Annotated in this window: 19 protein-coding genes; 14 read left to right on the top strand and 5 right to left on the bottom strand. The window is 66.9% G+C overall.

Features of this window, described 5'->3' with window-relative positions:
* Nucleotides 1-4: 4 nt before the first annotated feature.
* A complete protein-coding gene (locus ACQY8M_RS34405; RefSeq protein WP_428666050.1) occupies nucleotides 5-874 on the bottom strand; it encodes an ATP-binding protein in 870 nt (289 codons plus the stop codon).
* A gap of 122 nt (nucleotides 875-996) precedes the next feature.
* On the opposite strand from ACQY8M_RS34405, the gene yajC reads away from it, so the two are divergent.
* The 5 genes from yajC (at nucleotide 997) to ACQY8M_RS34380 (ending at nucleotide 5,475) form a co-directional block, all read left to right on the top strand.
* Nucleotides 997-1,425, top strand: coding sequence for a preprotein translocase subunit YajC (gene yajC / locus ACQY8M_RS34400; protein ID WP_428666047.1), 429 nt, complete (start codon nucleotides 997-999; stop codon nucleotides 1,423-1,425).
* Between the two features lie 22 nt (nucleotides 1,426-1,447).
* Nucleotides 1,448-3,118, top strand: a complete 1,671-nt coding sequence (secD, locus tag ACQY8M_RS34395; protein WP_428666044.1) for a protein translocase subunit SecD — start codon at nucleotides 1,448-1,450, stop codon at nucleotides 3,116-3,118.
* Between the two features lie 9 nt (nucleotides 3,119-3,127).
* Nucleotides 3,128-4,312 (top strand): protein translocase subunit SecF, encoded by a 1,185-nt coding sequence (secF, locus tag ACQY8M_RS34390; RefSeq protein ID WP_428666041.1) that lies wholly within the window; start codon nucleotides 3,128-3,130, stop codon nucleotides 4,310-4,312.
* Nucleotides 4,309-4,713 carry an Mth938-like domain-containing protein gene (locus tag ACQY8M_RS34385; RefSeq protein ID WP_428666038.1) on the top strand — a complete coding sequence of 135 codons (405 nt, stop codon included), beginning with the start codon at nucleotides 4,309-4,311 and terminating at the stop codon, nucleotides 4,711-4,713. Before secF ends, ACQY8M_RS34385 begins: the two co-directional genes overlap by 4 nt.
* A gap of 147 nt (nucleotides 4,714-4,860) precedes the next feature.
* On the top strand, nucleotides 4,861-5,475 hold the full coding sequence (locus ACQY8M_RS34380; protein WP_428666036.1) for a LysE family translocator: 615 nt from the start codon (nucleotides 4,861-4,863) through the stop codon (nucleotides 5,473-5,475).
* A gap of 142 nt (nucleotides 5,476-5,617) precedes the next feature.
* Here the strand turns inward: ACQY8M_RS34380 and ACQY8M_RS34375 are convergent, their stop codons facing one another.
* The gene (locus ACQY8M_RS34375) at nucleotides 5,618-6,211 is read right to left on the bottom strand and encodes a urate hydroxylase PuuD (RefSeq protein ID WP_428666033.1); all 594 of its coding nucleotides are present in this window, start codon (nucleotides 6,209-6,211) and stop codon (nucleotides 5,618-5,620) included.
* Between the two features lie 104 nt (nucleotides 6,212-6,315).
* Between ACQY8M_RS34375 and ACQY8M_RS34370 the strand changes: the two genes are divergently transcribed.
* The 4 genes from ACQY8M_RS34370 to ACQY8M_RS34355 all read left to right on the top strand — a co-directional run bounded on the left by ACQY8M_RS34370 (nucleotide 6,316) and on the right by ACQY8M_RS34355 (nucleotide 9,453).
* Nucleotides 6,316-6,963 carry a squalene/phytoene synthase family protein gene (locus tag ACQY8M_RS34370; protein ID WP_428666030.1) on the top strand — a complete coding sequence of 216 codons (648 nt, stop codon included), beginning with the start codon at nucleotides 6,316-6,318 and terminating at the stop codon, nucleotides 6,961-6,963.
* 77 nt (nucleotides 6,964-7,040) lie between these two features.
* On the top strand, nucleotides 7,041-7,304 hold the full coding sequence (locus tag ACQY8M_RS34365; RefSeq protein WP_428666028.1) for a hypothetical protein: 264 nt from the start codon (nucleotides 7,041-7,043) through the stop codon (nucleotides 7,302-7,304).
* A gap of 19 nt (nucleotides 7,305-7,323) precedes the next feature.
* Nucleotides 7,324-8,211 carry an alpha/beta fold hydrolase gene (locus ACQY8M_RS34360; RefSeq protein WP_428666025.1) on the top strand — a complete coding sequence of 296 codons (888 nt, stop codon included), beginning with the start codon at nucleotides 7,324-7,326 and terminating at the stop codon, nucleotides 8,209-8,211.
* Nucleotides 8,212-8,220: 9 nt separating this feature from the next.
* Nucleotides 8,221-9,453 carry an LLM class flavin-dependent oxidoreductase gene (locus ACQY8M_RS34355; RefSeq protein WP_428666023.1) on the top strand — a complete coding sequence of 411 codons (1,233 nt, stop codon included), beginning with the start codon at nucleotides 8,221-8,223 and terminating at the stop codon, nucleotides 9,451-9,453.
* An 18-nt stretch (nucleotides 9,454-9,471) separates the two neighbouring features.
* Here ACQY8M_RS34355 and ACQY8M_RS34350 read toward each other — a convergent pair whose 3' ends face one another.
* Both ACQY8M_RS34350 and ACQY8M_RS34345 read right to left on the bottom strand, forming a co-directional pair.
* Nucleotides 9,472-10,209, bottom strand: a complete 738-nt coding sequence (locus tag ACQY8M_RS34350) for an SDR family NAD(P)-dependent oxidoreductase (RefSeq protein WP_428666021.1) — start codon at nucleotides 10,207-10,209, stop codon at nucleotides 9,472-9,474.
* Nucleotides 10,210-10,219: 10 nt separating this feature from the next.
* Nucleotides 10,220-11,455 (bottom strand): FAD-binding oxidoreductase, encoded by a 1,236-nt coding sequence (locus tag ACQY8M_RS34345; protein WP_428666018.1) that lies wholly within the window; start codon nucleotides 11,453-11,455, stop codon nucleotides 10,220-10,222.
* Nucleotides 11,456-11,575: 120 nt separating this feature from the next.
* Here ACQY8M_RS34345 and ACQY8M_RS34340 point away from each other — a divergent pair, with 120 nt between their 5' ends.
* Genes ACQY8M_RS34340 through ACQY8M_RS34325 form a run of 4 tightly spaced genes read left to right on the top strand, consistent with a single transcriptional unit; the run spans nucleotide 11,576 to nucleotide 15,651 of the window.
* Entirely contained in the window at nucleotides 11,576-12,403 is an 828-nt protein-coding gene (locus tag ACQY8M_RS34340; protein ID WP_428666015.1) for a decaprenyl-phosphate phosphoribosyltransferase, read from the top strand.
* On the top strand, nucleotides 12,379-13,944 hold the full coding sequence (locus ACQY8M_RS34335; protein WP_428666012.1) for an FAD-dependent monooxygenase: 1,566 nt from the start codon (nucleotides 12,379-12,381) through the stop codon (nucleotides 13,942-13,944). The genes ACQY8M_RS34340 and ACQY8M_RS34335 overlap by 25 nt, the downstream gene beginning before the upstream one ends.
* 59 nt (nucleotides 13,945-14,003) lie before the next feature.
* Nucleotides 14,004-15,173 carry an FAD-dependent oxidoreductase gene (locus tag ACQY8M_RS34330; protein ID WP_428666009.1) on the top strand — a complete coding sequence of 390 codons (1,170 nt, stop codon included), beginning with the start codon at nucleotides 14,004-14,006 and terminating at the stop codon, nucleotides 15,171-15,173.
* Entirely contained in the window at nucleotides 15,163-15,651 is a 489-nt protein-coding gene (locus tag ACQY8M_RS34325; protein WP_428666006.1) for a GNAT family N-acetyltransferase, read from the top strand. Before ACQY8M_RS34330 ends, ACQY8M_RS34325 begins: the two co-directional genes overlap by 11 nt.
* A gap of 226 nt (nucleotides 15,652-15,877) precedes the next feature.
* Here ACQY8M_RS34325 and ACQY8M_RS34320 read toward each other — a convergent pair whose 3' ends face one another.
* Nucleotides 15,878-16,357, bottom strand: a complete 480-nt coding sequence (locus ACQY8M_RS34320) for a GFA family protein (protein ID WP_428666004.1) — start codon at nucleotides 16,355-16,357, stop codon at nucleotides 15,878-15,880.
* A 49-nt stretch (nucleotides 16,358-16,406) separates the two neighbouring features.
* Here ACQY8M_RS34320 and ACQY8M_RS34315 point away from each other — a divergent pair, with 49 nt between their 5' ends.
* Nucleotides 16,407-16,889: a VOC family protein gene (locus ACQY8M_RS34315; RefSeq protein WP_428666002.1), complete on the top strand. Its 483-nt coding sequence runs from the start codon at nucleotides 16,407-16,409 to the stop codon at nucleotides 16,887-16,889.
* The last annotated feature ends 5 nt before the right edge of the window (nucleotides 16,890-16,894 follow it).

Below are 16,894 nucleotides of genomic sequence, written 5' to 3'. Positions count from 1 at the left end.
GTCGCTACTCCAGCTTCTTGCCCAAGTTGCCGGCAACTTCCTGGATGAACTGCCAGGCGACGCGGCCGGACCGCGAGCCGCGCGTCACCGACCATTCAACCGCCTGCTTGCGCAGTTCTTCGGCCGGCACGCCGAGCTTGTAGCGCTCGGCGTAGGCCTCGATCATGGCGAAGAATGTATCCTGGTCGGCATTGTGGAAGCCGAGCCACAGGCCGAAGCGGTCGGACAGCGAGACTTTCTCTTCCACCGCCTCGGACGGATTGATCGCGGTCGAGCGCTCGTTCTCGATCATGTCGCGCGGCATCAGGTGGCGCCGGTTGGAGGTCGCGTAGAACACGACGTTCTCCGGCCGGCCCTCGATCCCGCCCTCGAGCACCGCCTTCAGCGACTTGTAGGCGGCGTCCTGGCCGTCGAACGAGAGGTCGTCGCAGAACACGACGAAGCGCCGGTCGGTCTCGCGGATGCGGCCAAGCAGGGCGGGCAGGGAGGGGATGTCCTCGCGGTGGATCTCGATCAATGCGAGCGGTCCCGGCGGGCCGCCCAGCTCGCGGTTCACATGGGCATGGACGGCTTTCACGATCGAGCTCTTGCCGGCGCCGCGCGAGCCCCACAGCAGCGCGTTGTTGGCCGGAAGCCCTCTGGCGAAGCGGCGGGTGTTCTCGAGCAGGGTCTGCTTCTGCCGGTCGATGCCCTGCAGCAGATCGAGGTCGACCCGGTTGACCTTGGGCACCGCCTCCAGCCGATGGCCGGCCGCGTGCCAGATATAGGCCTCGGCTGCGGTGATGTCGGCGCCGGCGGGAGCGGGCGGCGCCAACCGGTCGAGCGCTTCCACGATGCGTGAAAGGGTGGCTTTAAGGTCTTGATCCATCGTCATCCGGGGGCCATTTGAGGCCGAAAAAGGGGGGCGACCATATCGCCCCGCACTTGCGTTGCAAAGCGGTGAAGGGCCGCTATAGTCCGCCCGCTTTTCGACGGCCGGAAGAATCGGAGCAGGGGATGTTCATCACGGAAGCTTGGGCGCAAGGCGCCGGCGGCGGCGGCTCGGATTTCCTCGTCCAGCTCTTCCCGCTGGTCCTGATCTTCATCGTCTTCTATTTTCTCCTGATCCGTCCGCAGCAGGCCAAGGTCAGGGCGCAGCGCGAGATGTTGGCCGGCGTGAAGCGCGGCGACAGGGTCGTCACCGGCGGCGGCATCATCGGCCTGGTCACCAAGGTGATCGGCGACAACGAGTTGCAGGTCGAACTCGCAGACGGCGTGCGGGTGCGCATCATCAAGGCGACCATCACCGACATCCTCACCCGTGGCGAGTCGGTGCGCGGCGCCAAGGATTCCGACGAGGACGACAAGCCGATGCTGCCGCCCCCAGCTCCAGCACCGGAGCGCAAGAGCCTGCTCGGCAGCCTCTTCGGCGGCGGCAAGAAGTAGGTAAGGGCCGCCAGATTTCATCATGCTTAATCTTCCGCGCTGGCAGGTCATTGCGATCGTCGTGGTCACGGCACTGGCGGGGCTCTTCGCCCTGCCCAATGCGTTGCCTGGCGGGCTGCTCGACAAGCTTCCGGGCTGGTACGCCCAGAACCGCATCAATCTCGGCCTCGACCTGCGCGGCGGCGCTTATTTCCTGCTGGAAGCCGACCTGCGCGGGGTGCTGAACGAGCGCCTGACCAATCTGTCCGACTCGGTGCGCGGCGAACTGCGCAAGCAGCAGGTCGGGTTCAAGGACGTCACCATGCAGAGCGGCGCCTCGGTGACCGTGGTGCTGCGCGAAGAAGCCCAGCGTGCCAAGGCGCTCGAGGCGATCCGGACCCTCGACCCCTCGCTCGCGGTGTCGGGTCAGGGCGACACGATCCGCCTTGCCTTTTCCGACCAGGACCTGACCCGCAAGAAAAAGGAAGTGATCGAGCAGTCGATCGAGATCCTGCGTCGCCGCGTCGACGAGACCGGCACCATCGAGCCGACCATCGTGCGCCAAGGTGACGACCGCATCGAGCTGCAGGTGCCGGGCATCAAGGACACGACCGACCTCAAGCGCAAGATCAACCAGACAGCCAAACTGACATTCCATCTGGTAAACGAGGACGTTGCGCAGACCGGGCAGAATATCCCGGCCAACCTGCCGCCGACCACCTTCCTGGTGCCCACGCGCGAGGGCATGCAGGCGCTGCGGGCCTCCAACCCCACCGCCTACGAAGCCATCCAGTCCGCCAACCCACGGCTGACGCCCGAGCAGGTCTGCCGACGCTACCAGCCGCAGTGCCTGCCCGTCTTCAAGCGCATCGTCGTCGGCGGCGAAGATCTTGACGACGCCAAGTCAACCTTCGAGAGCCAGCAGGGCGGCCGGCCGATCATCTCCTTCACCTTCAACAGCGCCGGTGGCCGGGCCTTCTGCAATGCCACCCGGCAGAACATCGGCAAGCGCCTGGCGATCCAGCTCGACGGCGAGATCATCAGCGCACCGGTCGTGCAGAGCGCGATCTGCGGCGGCAGCGGCATCATCACCGGCCAGTTCACCACCCAGCAGACGCAGGAGCAGGCGCTGTTGCTGCGCTCGGGCGCCCTGCCGGCCACGCTGACCATCATCGAGGAGCGCACGGTCGGCGCAGACCTCGGCGCCGACGCGATCCGTGCCGGCACGGTCGCGGCGCTGGTCGGCACGGTCCTGGTCGTGATCTTGATGCTGGCAGTCTACGGCCCGCTGTTCGGCGGCTTCGCCTCGATCGCCATGATGGTGAACATGCTGCTGGTCTTTGCCGGCATGTCGATCCTCGGTGCCTCGCTCACCCTGCCCGGCATCGCCGGCCTGGTGCTGACTGTCGGCATGTCGGTCGATTCCAACGTGCTGATCTACGAGCGCGTGCGCGAGGAGAAGGCCAACGGACGCTCGCCGTTCAGCGCGCTCGCCGAAGGCTACGGCCGCGCGCTGACGGCGGTCATCGATTCCAACCTGACGGCGCTGATTGCCGGCGTCGTCCTGTTCGGCTTCGGATCGGGCCCGATCCGGGGCTTCGCCACGACGCTGACGCTCGGCCTGCTCACCCATCTGTTCACCGCGACCATCTTCACCCGCATGCTGCTCGCAGCCTGGGTGCGCTGGCGGCGGCCGACCGAACTTCCGATCTGAGGCGACGCCATGCTGTGGAGGCCTCATCACCTCATTCGTGCGAAGACGAATTTCGACTTTCTGGGCAAGCGCCGGCTGGCGCTCGTCCTGTCGACGGCGATCAACGTCCTGGCAGTGGTCGGCGTGACCGTATTCGGCCTCAATTTCGGCATCGATTTCGAGGGCGGCATCGCCATCCAGGTCCGCGCCAAGGAAGGTCCGACCCAGCTCGACGAGTTGCGCGCCACGGTGGGCAATCTCGGTGTCGGTGAGGTAACGCTGCAGGAATTCGGCGACAGCCGTACCGCGCTGATCCGCGTGCAGCGCCAGGAAGGCAATGCCGCCTGCGTGGCGCATGCCGACCGGGTGATGAAGACGCGCGCCGGCGACGGCTGGGGCGTAAAGCCAGTCGGGCCGCCGTCCGGCGGAGACGTCGAGTTCACGTCACCGGGTGCGCTCGATGCGGCCGGCTGGCGCGATGCGGTGAGCCGGGTTGGCCTCACGATCCAGGAACGCCAGCTGCCGCGCGCCAACACCAACACCGCCAAGATCGAGATGAGTCAGGAACAGCGCGCCGAATGGTGCCAGCAGGTCGCGATCAAGCTCGTCGAGGACACGATCGGCGGCAAGTACGAGCTGCGCGGCACCGAATCGGTCGGTCCCAAGATCGGCGCGGAGCTGATGCAGCACGGCATCTACGCCGTGCTCGCCACCCTGGGGGCGATCTGCCTCTACGTCTGGGTCCGCTTCGAATGGCAGTTCGGCGTCGGCGCCCTGGTCGCGCTGCTGCACGACGTCATATCGACGCTCGGCCTCTTCGTGCTGCTGCGGCTCGATTTCAGTCTGACTGCGCTGGCGGCGTTGCTCACCATCGCCGGCTACTCGATCAATGACACCGTCGTGATTTTCGACCGCGTGCGCGAGAACATGCGCCGCTACAAGAAGATGGGCCTGATCGAGCTTCTGAACCTCAGCGTCAACGAGACGCTCGCCCGCACCATCATGACGTCCGGTACCGTCTTCGTGGCGGTGGCGGCCCTGGTCCTGTTCGGCGGCCCCGTCCTCTACAGCTTCTCGGTCGCCATGCTGTGGGGCATCATCGTCGGCACCTACTCCTCGATCTGGGTCGCCTCTGGCATGCTGGTCTATCTCAAGCTCCGGCCCGACCAGCTTCGCGAGAAGGACAAGGACGAGGCTGCACCGGCGAAGGCGTGAAGCCGCCGGTTCCCGGACCGCTCGACAAGACCCTGCCGGCGCCCGACCCGGCGCAGGTCCAGGTCATCCGCACCTACGGCCCCGGCCGTTTCCTGATCAGCGACCGCGAATGGCGCGAACCGGTGCTGGTGATGCCGACCGTAACGAGGCCGTGGACGGTGACACGCCCCGAGGACCTCTCGCTCGCGAGTCTTGCGGCCTTGAAGGACGCGCCGGTTCCGACCGAACTACTGGTGCTGGGCTGCGGCACCCGGGCCATCTTCGTCCCGCCGGCGCTGCGTGCCGAGCTGAAGGCTGCCGGCCTGGCGCTCGAAGTGGTCGATACCGGCTCGGCCTGCCGCATCTACAACGTCCTGCTTGCCGAGGGACGCCGGGTCGCGGCCGCGCTCATTCCTCTCTGAGCCGACGGCTCATTTCCGTACTGGTCTTTGCGAAGGTGAGCCGCGGGCTGCTGTTCGTTCTGTGCGGCGCGCGATTGCGCTCTCCCGCTGGCGCTCGCCCACAGGGTGTTCGTCCACCTCGCACAGTGACGCTATGCTGGCGGCACGATGCCGCTCGAACTCTATCTCGCCTTCATCGCCGCCACCGTCATCCTGATGGTGATCCCGGGCCCGAACGTGGCGCTGATCGTGGCGAACAGCGTGGCGCACGGCACGCGCTTCGGCCTGCTGACCGTCGCGGCGACGAGCTGCGCGGTGATCGTCCATCTGGCGCTGACCGTCGTGGGAGCGACTGCGGTGCTGGGCATCCTGGCGGCGAGCTTCGACTGGCTGCGCTGGGCGGGCGTCGCCTATCTGATCTATCTCGGCATCTTGGCCTGGCGCGCGCCCGTCACCGATCTCGCGCGGACCACGGCGCAGGCCCGCTCGGCGCAACTCATCTTCGCGCGCGGCTTCCTGGTCGGACTGACCAATCCCAAGACGCTCCTATTCTACGGCGCCTTCTTCCCGCAGTTCATTACGCCGGGCCCGACCGCCGCCGACCAGCTCCTGCTGCTGGCCTTCACGTTCCTCGTCGTGGCGATCGTCTGCGACAGCGTATGGGCAATCCTCGCCGGACGATTGCGAGCGCTGCTGGTCGCGCACACCCGGTTGCGCAACCGGATCACCGGCGGCCTCCTGGTGGGGGCGGGCGTCGGACTCGCCCTGGCGCGCCGCCCATGAGCGACGATCGCGCGCTTTTCCGCCGGGCGGCCGACTTCGGCGGAGCATTGCCGAGCGCCCGCAGCGGCCCGAGCAGACCTACGCCGACGCAGTCGTTGCGGCCTGGCGCGAGTACAGTGAAAAACGGGAACGGCGATCGTCGTCAGATCGGCGCGTTCTGTTGGGCCACCATGCAATACAGCATGCCGATCGAGAACATGGTGTTGAAGCGGCTGGCGTAGAGCGCGGGCTTGGCGGCGGCAGCCTTCTGCTCGGCCGTCGCGTCGACGAGACCCAGGATCTTCTGCTGGGCCGGCCAGATGATGAACCACACGTTGAAGGCCATGATAAGGGCCATCCACATGCCCGTACCGATCATGATGAATCCCTTCTGGAACGTCAGGGCCTGCGCGAGATAGCCCTGCATGAAGGCCAGCAGCAGCCCGGTGACGACCGTGGCCACGGCGCCCCAGCGGAAATAGAAAAGCACGTTGGGGGCGATGTACTTGCTGATCGCCACGCGGTTCTCGACCGGGATGCTGGGCATCGTCGGCACCTGCACGAAGTTCAGATACCAGAGCAGGCCGACCCACAGGACCCCGCTCATGACATGGAGCCAGCGCATGACGAACGTGCCCCAAGCATGGTCGATCCGGGTCATCTGGCCGGTCACCGCGCCGATGACGACAACGATGATGATGAGCAGGACAATGCCGACGCCTACCGTCCGACCAGGTGATGTGAAGATCGCACCCATGAGTGAATCCCCTTATCTTGTTGACGGTAGGAAAAATCCCACCAACTTATTGTAATATACATGCTTCCTGCGTTCAACGGTCGCAGGCAACCCTGAATTTCACCATGACCAGTTCCTACAGCGCGCCCGATGCAGCGCACGCTTATGTGCTCGATGAAGTCCGTGCGGCCGATCGTGACCGTTTCCTGGCAGCGCTGTTCGCTCCTGAGCCGCAGCGCCGCGGGCTTCTGGCTCTCCTGGCGTTCGATCACGAGCTCTCCCGTACTGGAAGCGTCACGCGCGAGCCGATGCTGGCGCGCATCCGACTCGAATGGTGGCGCGAGGCAGTGGCCGAGGCAGCAGGTGACAGCAAGCCGCGCGCTCAGCCAATCGTTGAATCGCTCAGCGAAATAGTGCGCCGTCACCGGCTACCGGAGGAAGGCTTCGGCGATCTGATCGATGCCCGTGCAGAAGAAATCGACGGCGCGTTGGACGTCGTGCACGCAGGCCACGCCCTGGCCGACCTCCAGCTTGCCGTGCTGGGCGTGACGCACGGGCCGACGCGCGACGCCGCGCGCGCAGTCGGGGCGGCGTGGCTGATGGGCGAGGGGCCGGAGCGCGAGGCGCTGCTCGCCGAGGCGCGCAGCCATCGCGCCGGCATCGATGCACGCGCGCTGCCGATCCTGCTGCCGGCACGCCTCCTCGATCGCCGCTGGACGCCGTGGCAGAAGCCGCTGGTGCTGTGGTGGGCGGCGCAGCGGCGGCGTTACTGAGAGCTGTCATGGTCTTGCTGGGAGCGCGGGTAGTATCCGCTGGTCTATCGCGCACGATGGCCGCTACGGTGTCGGACATGTCTACGCGCATCGACAAGTCTTGGCGCGTCCTGGAGAGCGTCGAGAACGCCGAGCACGATCGGTGCGTCGACCTGTTCCGGCGGCCCGACGGGAGCTTCGGCTTCGAGGCATTTCGCCGGGATGTCGAGGATGCCGGCCTGTGGACGGCGGTTGCATACCATTCCGGCGCCGCCTATGGCTCGAAGGAGGCGGCCGTGGCGGCAGCCGCCGGCGCGGTGAGCTGGCTGGCGGAAGCCCTTGCAGCGCGCTCGCGGCGATGAACCGAAGGACGGAGGCAGCGTGGCGAAGGTCAAGGCGAACGGCATCGAGATCGAGTACGAGACCGCCGGCAACAAAACCGATCCGGCCTTGCTGCTGGTCATGGGGCTCGGTGCCCAGCTCACCATCTGGCCGGACACGCTGTTCCAGGGCCTGGCGGACCGGGGCTTCTACGTTATCCGCTTCGACAACCGCGACACCGGCCTGTCGACCGGCTTCGATTCGTGGGGCGTGCCCAACCTCCCGGCGGCAGTGCAGAAGGTCATGAAGGGCGAGAAGGTCGACGCGCCGTATCTCCTGAAGGACATGGCCGCCGACGCAATTGGCCTGCTCGATGCCCTCGGTATCGAGCGCGCGCACATGGTCGGCGCCTCCATGGGCGGGATGATCGTGCAGATCGTCGCCGCGCAATATCCCGAGCGCACGCGCTCGATGGTCTCGATCTACTCGACCAGCGGCCGTCCCGGTCTGCCGGTGGGCAAGCCGGAGGCATTGGCGATGCTGTCGGCGCAGCCCGAGGGGCCGGCGCGCGAGCAGCTCGTCAGGCACGGCATGAAGCTGCGCCAAACCATTGGCAGCCCGGGATATCCCACGCCCGACGACGAGATGCGGGCCTTTGTCGAGAAGAATGTCGACCGCCGCTGGTGGCCGGAGGGCGCCGCGCGCCAGTATCTGTCGGTGATCGCCTCGGGAGATCGGGTCGAGCTCCTGAAAACGATCAAGGTGCCGACCCTGGTGATGCACGGCGAAGACGATCCGCTTCTGCCGGTCGAGGGCGGCCGCGACGTCGCCCGCCTGGTGCCCGGTGCGGAGATCGAGACCTGGCCCGGCTGGGGTCACGATTTCCCGAAGGCGCTGATCCCCAAGGTGATCGAGCGCATCACTGCCTTTTGCCGAGGAAGATCATAGGGGCGAGCCATGAAGTTCGGAATCTTCTACGAGCATCAGCTTCCGCGTCCCTGGGGTCCGACCAGCGAGTACCAGCTGCTGCAGGACTCGCTGACCCAGATCGAGCTCGCCGACAAGCTCGGCTACGATTACGCGTGGGAAGTCGAGCACCATTTCCTCGAGGAATATTCGCATTCCTCGGCGCCGGAAGTGTTCCTGGGTGCCGCGAGCCAGCGCACCAAGCGCATCCGGCTCGGCCACGGCGTGATCCAGCTCACCACCAACCAGCCGCATCGGGTCGCCGAGAAGGTGGCGACGCTCGACCTGCTGTCGGGCGGTCGGGTCGATCTCGGCATGGGCGAGGCGGCGGGGCCGGCCGAGCTGCACCCCTTCAACATCCGCGTGCGCGACAAGCGCGAGCGCTGGGAGGAGGCGGTCAAGGCCATCATCCCGATGTTCACCAGGGAAAGCTGGGAGTTCCACGGGCAGTACTACGACTTCGAGGCGCGCAACGTCATTCCCAAGCCGTACCAGAAGCCGCATCCGCCGCTGTGGGTCGCCTGCTCCAATATCGCGACCATCGGCAAGGCCGGCGAATGGGGCATGGGCGCGCTCGGCTTCACCTTCGTGACGCCGGAAGCGGCACGCGCCTGGGTGCACAAGTATTACAACAACCTGCTGAACAACGCGCAGAAACTCACCGATTATCCGAGCAACCCCAACGTCGCGATGGTCTCCGGCTTCATGTGCGCCGCCACCGACGAGGAAGCCGAGGCCAAGGCGGCCGGCTGGACCTTCTTCATCTTCGCGCTGTCGTACTACGGGCGAAAGGGCGTCGATGCGCCCGGCACGTCCGATCTCTGGAAGGAGTACCAGAGCTGGAAGGGCGGGCCCGAGGAGAAGAAGGCGCTCGAGTCGGGGCTGATCGGCTCGCCCGAAACGATCCGGCGCAAGCTGCGGCAGTTCCAGGCGAGCCGGGTCGACCAGGTGATCCTGCTCAACCAGGCAGGCAAGACCAGCCACCAGGACATCTGCGACTCGCTCGAGCTGTTCGCCGCTGAAGTCATGCCTGAATTCCACGCCGCCGAAGCCGAACACGGCGAATGGAAGAAGAAGGTCCTGGCGCGCGAGATCGTGCTCGAGGATCTCGACGTCCAGAAGTACGACATCTACAGCCACCAGAACGAGCACATCGTCCGCCTCACACCCGAGCAGCTCAAGGCCAAGATGGCCGAGAAGGAAGCACTGGCGAAGAGCGCGTAACTTTGCTGGGAGCGCGCCTCAAATCGATAGCCGGTTGAACACGAAGCGCGGGACGTGGCGCACGATCAGCATGATCGGCCACCAGATCTGCGGCGTGTAGACCATCGGCCGGCCGCGGCGGATGCCGTTCACCGTCTCGCGCGCGACTTGGGCGACGGGGGCCAGCTTCCTGCCCCGGGCCTTGTGGGCCGCGGCCATTGGCGTGTCGGTCGGGCCGGGCTTGATCAGCACGATCTTCACGCCGCTGCCGGCGAAGCGGTGCTGCATGCCCTCGGCATAGCGCCCGAGCAGGCCCTTGGAGGCGGCGTAGGTGTAGTTGGCCTTGCGGCCGCGGTCGCCCGCCACCGAGCCGATGATCGCGATCGTACCCCGGTTGGCCCTGGCGAAATGCGCGGCGAACGCCTCGGCAAACAGCACCGGCGATACCGCGTTCACCTCCAGCGACTCGCGGCAGACGGCAAGGTCCTCCTGGCAGCTCTGCTGGCTTGACATCCAGCCATGGGCGATCAGCACCAGGTCGACCTCGCCTGCGGCGACGGTCGCGTCGGCGAAAGCCTTGATCGCCGCCGGATCGAAGAACTCGGGCGTGGCGAACGAGATCGAGCGTGCGCCGCGGACCTTGAGATCGGCGGCGATCTTTTCCATCTTGGCCGTATTGCGCGCCATGAGCACGAAGTCGGCGGCATCCTCCGTGGCCCATTGGCGGCAGCAATGCTCGGCGATGCCGGATGTCGCTCCGATGACGACGATCTTCATGGTATCCTCTTCAGCGTCCCATCAGGCGGCGTGACATGCCCGAGCTCATGCCGGGATCGCGATGCACCGCGAAGGCGGGCAGGTTGGGATAGGTGGCCTCATAGAGCGCCCGCGGCATGCGCGCGTCCTTGGCCGGATAGAGCCGTCCGCCCGCCGCGCGCACGATGTCGTCGAGCCGGGTGAAGAGCTGCGGCAGGACGCGGCTGTGGCGGAAGTCGAGCGCGAGGGTCACGCCTTCGCGCGGAAAGCTCAGCAGCCCGGCCGGCGGCCGCTCGCCGAAGGTCTTGAGCACGGCAAGGAACGAGCCTTCGCCCGAGCGGGCGATCGCGTCGAGCATGTCGCGCGTTGCGTCGAGCCCGGCCGCGCGCGGCACCACGCTCTGGTACTGGAAGAAGCCCATCGGCCCGTAGAGGCGATTCCACTCGAGCACCGAGTCGAGCGGATAGAGGAAGGGCTCGTAGTGCACGACCTGCACGCCGGCGCGCCGGCGCCCGAGCGCGTAGTAGAGCGCATTGAAGGGCCTCAGCGACAACCGGTTGACCATCGACAGCGGCGGCGTGAAGGGCACCCGCCGCGAGCGCTCGAGCCACGGCTTGCCGGTGCGTCCCACTGCCGGCCGGGCGCGCATGAAAAGGCCGCGCGGGTCGCTGCCCGAGGTGCAGTCGATCCACGACACGGTGTGTTCCCAGCCCGCCTCCGACTCGTCCGAGAGAGCAAAGAAGTCGGCGAGTCCGCCGAAGGATACCGTCTCGGCCTCGAGCCAGGGCCCCGTGCTGGCGCGCAGCTGCAGCTCGACCTCGACGATGAGGCCGGTGAGGCCGAGGCCCGCAACCGTGGCGGCGAACAGGTCGGGTCGAATGTCCGGGCCGCATGCCACGCTCTCTCCGTCGCAGCGCACCAACCGCAAGCGACGGACATGCTCGCCGAAGCTGCCGACGACATGGTGGTTCTTGCCGTGCACGTCGTTGGCGATCGCGCCGCCCACGGTGACGAACTGCGTGCCCGGCACGACCGGCAGGCTCCAGCCGCGCGGGATCATGAGCTTCTGGATGTCGCGCAGCACGACGCCCGCCTCGCACACCAGCCGGCCGGTGGTATCATCGAAGGAGATCAGGCGGTCGAGGCCTGCCGTACACCACAGCACCCCGCCGGGGTTGAGGCAGACATCGCCGTAGCTGCGGCCCAGCCCGTAGGCGATACCGGGCCTGCACGCGAGCGACGCCGCCACTCTGTCGCGGTCAGTCAACTCGACGATATCGTGAGGCGGGGCTCCCAGACGACCCCAGGACGACACTGGCCGCATGTATCTGGTACTATAAGACAATTGGGGAAGGGGAGCGGGTCAATTCCGAATCCGGCGTATTCATTGCTGCGGCTGACGCGGCCGAAGCAGTGGATCAAGAACAGTTTCGTGCTCGCGCCCCTGATCTTTGCCCGTGCCTATTCGGACCTGAGCGCGATCCAGAACGCCCTGTTCGCCTTCGGGCTGTTCTGCGTCGCGTCCGCAGCCTGCTACATCGTGAACGACATCCGCGATATCGAGCGCGACCGCGCCCATCCGGTCAAGAGCTGGAGCCGGCCGCTGGCCGCGCGGCATGTCTCGATGCGCGCGGCCCTCCTGCTGCTGGTGGTGCTCTATGTCGCCCTGATCGTCGGCTTCTTCATCTTGCCGGCGGTGACGCTGCCGATCCTGGGCTACATCGCGCTCAACCTCGCCTACAGCTATCTGCTGAAGGACAAGCCGGTCATCGACATCTTCTCGGTCGCCGGCGGCTTCGTGATCCGGGTGTGGGGTGGCTCGGCCGCTCTCGGCGTGCCCTTGTCGAGCTGGATGGCCATCACCACGCTTTGCCTCGCGCTCTTCCTGGCTTCGATCAAGCGGCGGACGGAACTCGCCAGCGCCGGATCCGGCGGACGCAGGGTGCTGAACGAATACTCCATCACCCTCGTCGACCGCTACGCCGAGATGTCGGCGATGGGCGCGCTGCTTTTCTACAGCCTGTTCGTGATGTCGACGAACCCCAAGCTCGCCGGCACGATCCCCTTGGTGCTCTTCGGCATGTTCCGCTACTGGTATGTGGTCGAGGCACGCGAGGGCGGCGAGACGCCGACCGACGTGCTGTTGACCGACTGGCCGTTGATCGCCTGCATCCTGATCTGGGGCAGCATATGCGTCTACGCTCTGATGCCGTGAGGCACGTTCCGGTCCTGATCGCGGGAGGCGGTCCGGTCGGCATGACCCTGGCCCGCACGCTGGCCGCGCTCGGCGTCCGCTGCATGCTGGTCGAGCGCAATGCCTCGACCACGCGACATCCCAAGATGGACATCACCAACGGCCGCTCGATGGAGCTGTTTCGGCGGCTTGGCCTGGCCGACAGGCTGCGCGCGGCGGCGGTGCCCGAGGAGAACAATTTCGATATCTCCTGGATCACGTCGCTCGCCAAGGAGGCAGGGGGCCGCGAGCTGCATCGCTTTCGCTATCCCTCGGTCGTCGAGAAGCGCGCCGAGATCCGCGCCCGGAACGACGGGACCCAACCGCGCGAGCCCGCCATGAGGGTCAGCCAGGTGATGATCGAGCCGGTGCTGCAGCAGGCCATTCTCGGCGATCCGCTGGTCGAGGCGCGCTGGGGCGTGGCGTTCGAGGCGTTCACCCAGGACGAAGCGGGCGTAACGGCCACGCTGCGCATCGTCGAGACCGGCGAGACCGAGACCGTGCGTTGCGATTTCCTCGCCGGCTGCGACGGCGGCTCCTCGATCGTGCGCGACCAGCTCGGCATTGCCTGCGAGGGCAAGGCAGCGGTCACGCAGCGCTACATGATCCATTTCCGCTCCGACGCGCGGGATATACTGCAGGCCTTCGGCGTCGCCTGGCACTACCAGACCGATAAGGGCACCTTGATCGCGCAGGACGACAAGGACACCTGGACCCTGCAGACGCGGCCGCCGGCCGGAGTCGATCCGGCGGCGATCGACCCCGACCCGATCCTCGACGCCTGGGTCGGCCGGCCCTTCGCGCGACAGATCCTCGTCGCCAATCCCTGGGTCACGCATCTGCTGCTGGCAGAGCGCTACCACAGCGGCCGCGTGTTCCTCGCGGGCGACTCGGCGCACCAATACATCCCGACCGGCGGCTACGGCATGAACACCGGCATCGGCGATGCGGTCGATCTCGGCTGGAAGCTCGCCGCGACGATCAAGGGTTATGCGGGCAGGGGCCTGCTCGAGAGCTACGCGCGCGAGCGGCGGCCGGTCGGCTACCGCAATCGGCTGGCCTCCGAGCGCCATACCGGGGTGCGCCTCAGGATCGCCGAGCTCTACCAGAACGAATGTAACCCCGAGGCGCTGGCGCGCGGCATCGCGGCCCTGGGCAACGCCGAGAACGAGAGCTGGGGCATCGAGTTCGGCTACCGCTACGACGGCGTCGAGGGCGATCCGGTCATCTATGCGCCGACCACCGCCCCCGGTGCGCGCCTGCCCAGCACCTTCCTGCGCGACGGCTCCGCGCTCTACGACCGGCTGGGTCCGTGGTTCACCTTGCTGCGCTTCGGCGATGCCGATCCATCGCCGCTGATCGACGCCGCGCCTGTGCCGCTCGAGACCGTCATCGTCGACGACGCCTCGCTGGCCCCGATCTACGAGGCCAAGCTCGTCCTCGTCCGCCCCGACACGCACGTGGCCTGGCGCGGCGACCATTGCGACGACGGCGAGGCGGTGTGGCAGAGTGTGCTGGGATGATCCAATCCATCGTTTAACCCGAGCGAAGCCGAGGGGCTGATCATGCAACGGGTGTTGCAATGAAGATTGTAGTGATAGGCGGCGGCATCGGCGGCCTTTCCGCGGCGCTGCATCTGTTGCACGCCGGCTTTGACGTCCATGTCTACGAGCAGGCGCCGCGCATCACCGAGATCGGGGCCGGGATCCAGATGAGCCCGAACGCCTCGCGGCTGCTGATCCGGCTCGGCCTGAAGAAGGCGCTCGATGCGGCGGGAGTCCGGCCGCTTGCGGTGCACCAGCGGCGCTGGGACAATGGCCGCACCCTGCAGCGCGCGCCGCTCGGCTCCGAGATCGAGACAACGTTCGGCGCGCCCTACTATCATCTGCACCGCGCTGACCTCGCCAACCTGCTGGCCGCGGCACTGCCGGCGGAGCGCCTGCATGTCGGCCACAAGCTCGCCGACCTCGAGCAGAACGGCGATCGCGTGACCGCGCGGTTCGACAATGGCGCAACGGTCGAGACGGACCTGCTGGTCGGCGCCGACGGCATCCATAGCCGCGTGCGCCACGTCCTGTTCGGCCCGGAGAAGCCGCGATTCACAGGTTGCGTCGCCTGGCGCGGGCTGGTGCCGGCCGAGAGGGTCGCAAAACTCGGCATCGAGGTGGCATCGAACAACTGGATGGGGCCGGACGGGCACGTGGTTCACTACTGGGTGTCGGCCGGGCGATTAATGAACGTCGTCTGCGTCGCCGAACACGGCGACTGGACGTCCGACGGCTGGACCGACAAGGGCAATGTCGCCGACGCGTTGGCACGTTACGAGGGCTGGCACCCGATGGTGCGCAGCCTGATCTCGGCCTTTCCCGAGACCTACATCTGGGCACTGCACGACCGCCTGCCGCTGCCGCAGTGGACTGCCGGCCGCGTAACCTTGCTGGGTGACGCCTGTCATCCGATGCTGCCCTTCATGGCGCAGGGCGCCGCGCAATCGATCGAGGACGGGGCGGCGCTGGCGTCCCTGCTGAGCGCCATGCCGGACGATGTGCCGGCCGCGTTGCGCCGCTACGAGGAGATCCGCAAGCCGCGCGCGACGCGCCTGCAGGAGGCCAGCGCCAACAACCGTACGCGCTTCCATCTGCAGGATGGACCCGACCAGCAGAAGCGCGACGAGGCGTTGGCTAATTCGGGCGACCGCTCGATCGCCAACATCGGATGGCTCTATGCCCACGATGCGGCCGATGTCGGCTGAAGCCACTCTTGCTTTGGCCGTTGCCGTGCCGGCGCAACTTGCCCAGGTCGATGCGCTGATGCGGTCGGCCTTCACTCCCTATGTGCGCCGTCTGGGGCGTGAGATCACGGCCGATGCCTATGACTGGTTTGGCCAGGCGATCGCACAGGGCGACATCTACATCGCACTCGACGGCGGCGAGATCGTCGGGGCCATCGCCACCCGCCCGCGCGGCGCCGACATGGAGCTGGCCCTGATCAGCGTCAGCCCGATGCGGCAGAAGAGCGGGATCGCGAGCTTCATGATCGGCAGGGTCGCGGAGATCGCACGCTCCAGGGGCTTGCAGACCCTGTCGCTCACCACCGCCGAGATGATGGAGGACCGCATCCGCCTCTATCGTCGCCACGGCTTCGAGATCGTCCGGCGCGGCCTGCCGGAACATGGCAAGGATGCGCATATGCGCGTCCACATGGAGAGGGTTCTGGCGGCGGATGCGTAGCGAGCGCTCATGCTCTCCTGAACCGCGGCACCTGCGCTGAGCGAAGTCGAAGGGGCTGCCCTGAGCGAAGTCGAAGGGTTCAGCTCGCTCATGATTGATCGCATTCATATGCGCGGATGAGCGGGCTGGAGCCGCGGGGGCGATGCCTGTTCGGGCGGCCGCTCGATCGGCAATATCGGCTGGCTCTACATGCACGACGCGGCCGAGGTCACTGAAGCCGGGCTCGTCACAGGCCGTAGCGCTGGCGCCAGATCGCGACGAGGGGAGCGTAATCGTCCGAGCCGGCTTCGAAGCAGGTGGCGTCCGCGGTGTCGAACCGCTCCCACGGCTGGGCGCTGCGCATGAAGAAATGGGCGACCGGCGTTACCCAGGACGTGTCGTCGAGCGTGCCGCCGCGCAGGACCGCTATGTCAGGGGCGCTCGCACGCTCGCCGTAGATGCGGCCGCCGCAGTCGCCGCAGAACCAGAAGGTGCCGGGCACGCCGCTCGGACTCGTCCGATGCGAGGCCTTGGGCTGGCCCTGCGTGATCTTGAGCGCCGGCTTGGCGACCGGCATGTTGAGCGCGAAGGCGCTTCCCGAAGCGCGCTGGCAGTTGGTGCAGTGGCAGGCGTAGGCCAGATACGGCATCTCCCTCACCGCGAAGCGCACCGCGCCGCATGGGCAGCCGCGGGTCAAGGGCAGGGTCGGAGGCTTGAGGCTTGTCATGGCGCACCGGGAATGGGCTAGGCTCAGGTAGGCAATCGAAGAGGACAGCATGATCGAAGTCAACGGCATGGCGCATGTCATCCTGACCGTGAGCAGCTGGGAGAAGGCGCACGCCTTCTACGGCGAGCTGCTGCCCTTCCTCGGTCTGAAGAAGGTCTTCGACGGCAACAACTTCCTCTATCACGTCGGCGGCCGCACGGCGGTCGGCATCCAGCGTTGCGCGCCGGAACACGAGGGCCTGCGCTTCGAGCAGAACCGCGTCGGGCTGCATCATTTCTGCTTGCGCGCCCGCACGCGCGAGGACGTCGACAAGGCGGCGGAGAAGGTGCGCAGCATCGGCGGCCGCATCGACCGCGGCCCGCTGGAGGGCGCGTGGGCGCCGGGCTACTATTTCTTCGTCTTCGAGGATCCCGACGGGATCCGCCTCGAGGTGAACTACATACCCGGCAAGGGGCTGCTGGCGAGCGACCCACCGCTCAATCCCAGCAGCGATCCGGACTGGGACCAGAATGCAGGGCCGCCACGGTTCTGAAGGGG

The sequence above is a fragment of the Reyranella sp. genome (assembly GCF_965279465.1).
Lineage (GTDB): Bacteria > Pseudomonadota > Alphaproteobacteria > Reyranellales > Reyranellaceae > Reyranella.
This window is presented reverse-complemented; position numbering and strand designations above follow the sequence as displayed.

Excerpts from the sequence above, each read along its gene's own strand:
- ACQY8M_RS34405 (WP_428666050.1), bottom strand. The coding sequence starts at position 874 with ATGACGATGGATCAAGACCTTAAAGCCACCCTTTCACGCATCGTGGAA.
- ACQY8M_RS34315 (WP_428666002.1), top strand. The coding sequence starts at position 16,407 with ATGATCGAAGTCAACGGCATGGCGCATGTCATCCTGACCGTGAGCAGC.
- ACQY8M_RS34325 (WP_428666006.1), top strand. The coding sequence starts at position 15,163 with ATGTCGGCTGAAGCCACTCTTGCTTTGGCCGTTGCCGTGCCGGCGCAA.
- yajC (WP_428666047.1), top strand. The coding sequence starts at position 997 with ATGTTCATCACGGAAGCTTGGGCGCAAGGCGCCGGCGGCGGCGGCTCG.
- ACQY8M_RS34380 (WP_428666036.1), top strand. The coding sequence starts at position 4,861 with ATGCCGCTCGAACTCTATCTCGCCTTCATCGCCGCCACCGTCATCCTG.
- ACQY8M_RS34365 (WP_428666028.1), top strand. The coding sequence starts at position 7,041 with ATGTCTACGCGCATCGACAAGTCTTGGCGCGTCCTGGAGAGCGTCGAG.
- secD (WP_428666044.1), top strand. The coding sequence starts at position 1,448 with ATGCTTAATCTTCCGCGCTGGCAGGTCATTGCGATCGTCGTGGTCACG.
- ACQY8M_RS34375 (WP_428666033.1), bottom strand. The coding sequence starts at position 6,211 with ATGGGTGCGATCTTCACATCACCTGGTCGGACGGTAGGCGTCGGCATT.
- ACQY8M_RS34320 (WP_428666004.1), bottom strand. The coding sequence starts at position 16,357 with ATGACAAGCCTCAAGCCTCCGACCCTGCCCTTGACCCGCGGCTGCCCA.
- secF (WP_428666041.1), top strand. The coding sequence starts at position 3,128 with ATGCTGTGGAGGCCTCATCACCTCATTCGTGCGAAGACGAATTTCGAC.
- ACQY8M_RS34330 (WP_428666009.1), top strand. The coding sequence starts at position 14,004 with ATGAAGATTGTAGTGATAGGCGGCGGCATCGGCGGCCTTTCCGCGGCG.
- ACQY8M_RS34335 (WP_428666012.1), top strand. The coding sequence starts at position 12,379 with ATGCGTCTACGCTCTGATGCCGTGAGGCACGTTCCGGTCCTGATCGCG.
- ACQY8M_RS34350 (WP_428666021.1), bottom strand. The coding sequence starts at position 10,209 with ATGAAGATCGTCGTCATCGGAGCGACATCCGGCATCGCCGAGCATTGC.
- ACQY8M_RS34355 (WP_428666023.1), top strand. The coding sequence starts at position 8,221 with ATGAAGTTCGGAATCTTCTACGAGCATCAGCTTCCGCGTCCCTGGGGT.
- ACQY8M_RS34370 (WP_428666030.1), top strand. The coding sequence starts at position 6,316 with ATGACCAGTTCCTACAGCGCGCCCGATGCAGCGCACGCTTATGTGCTC.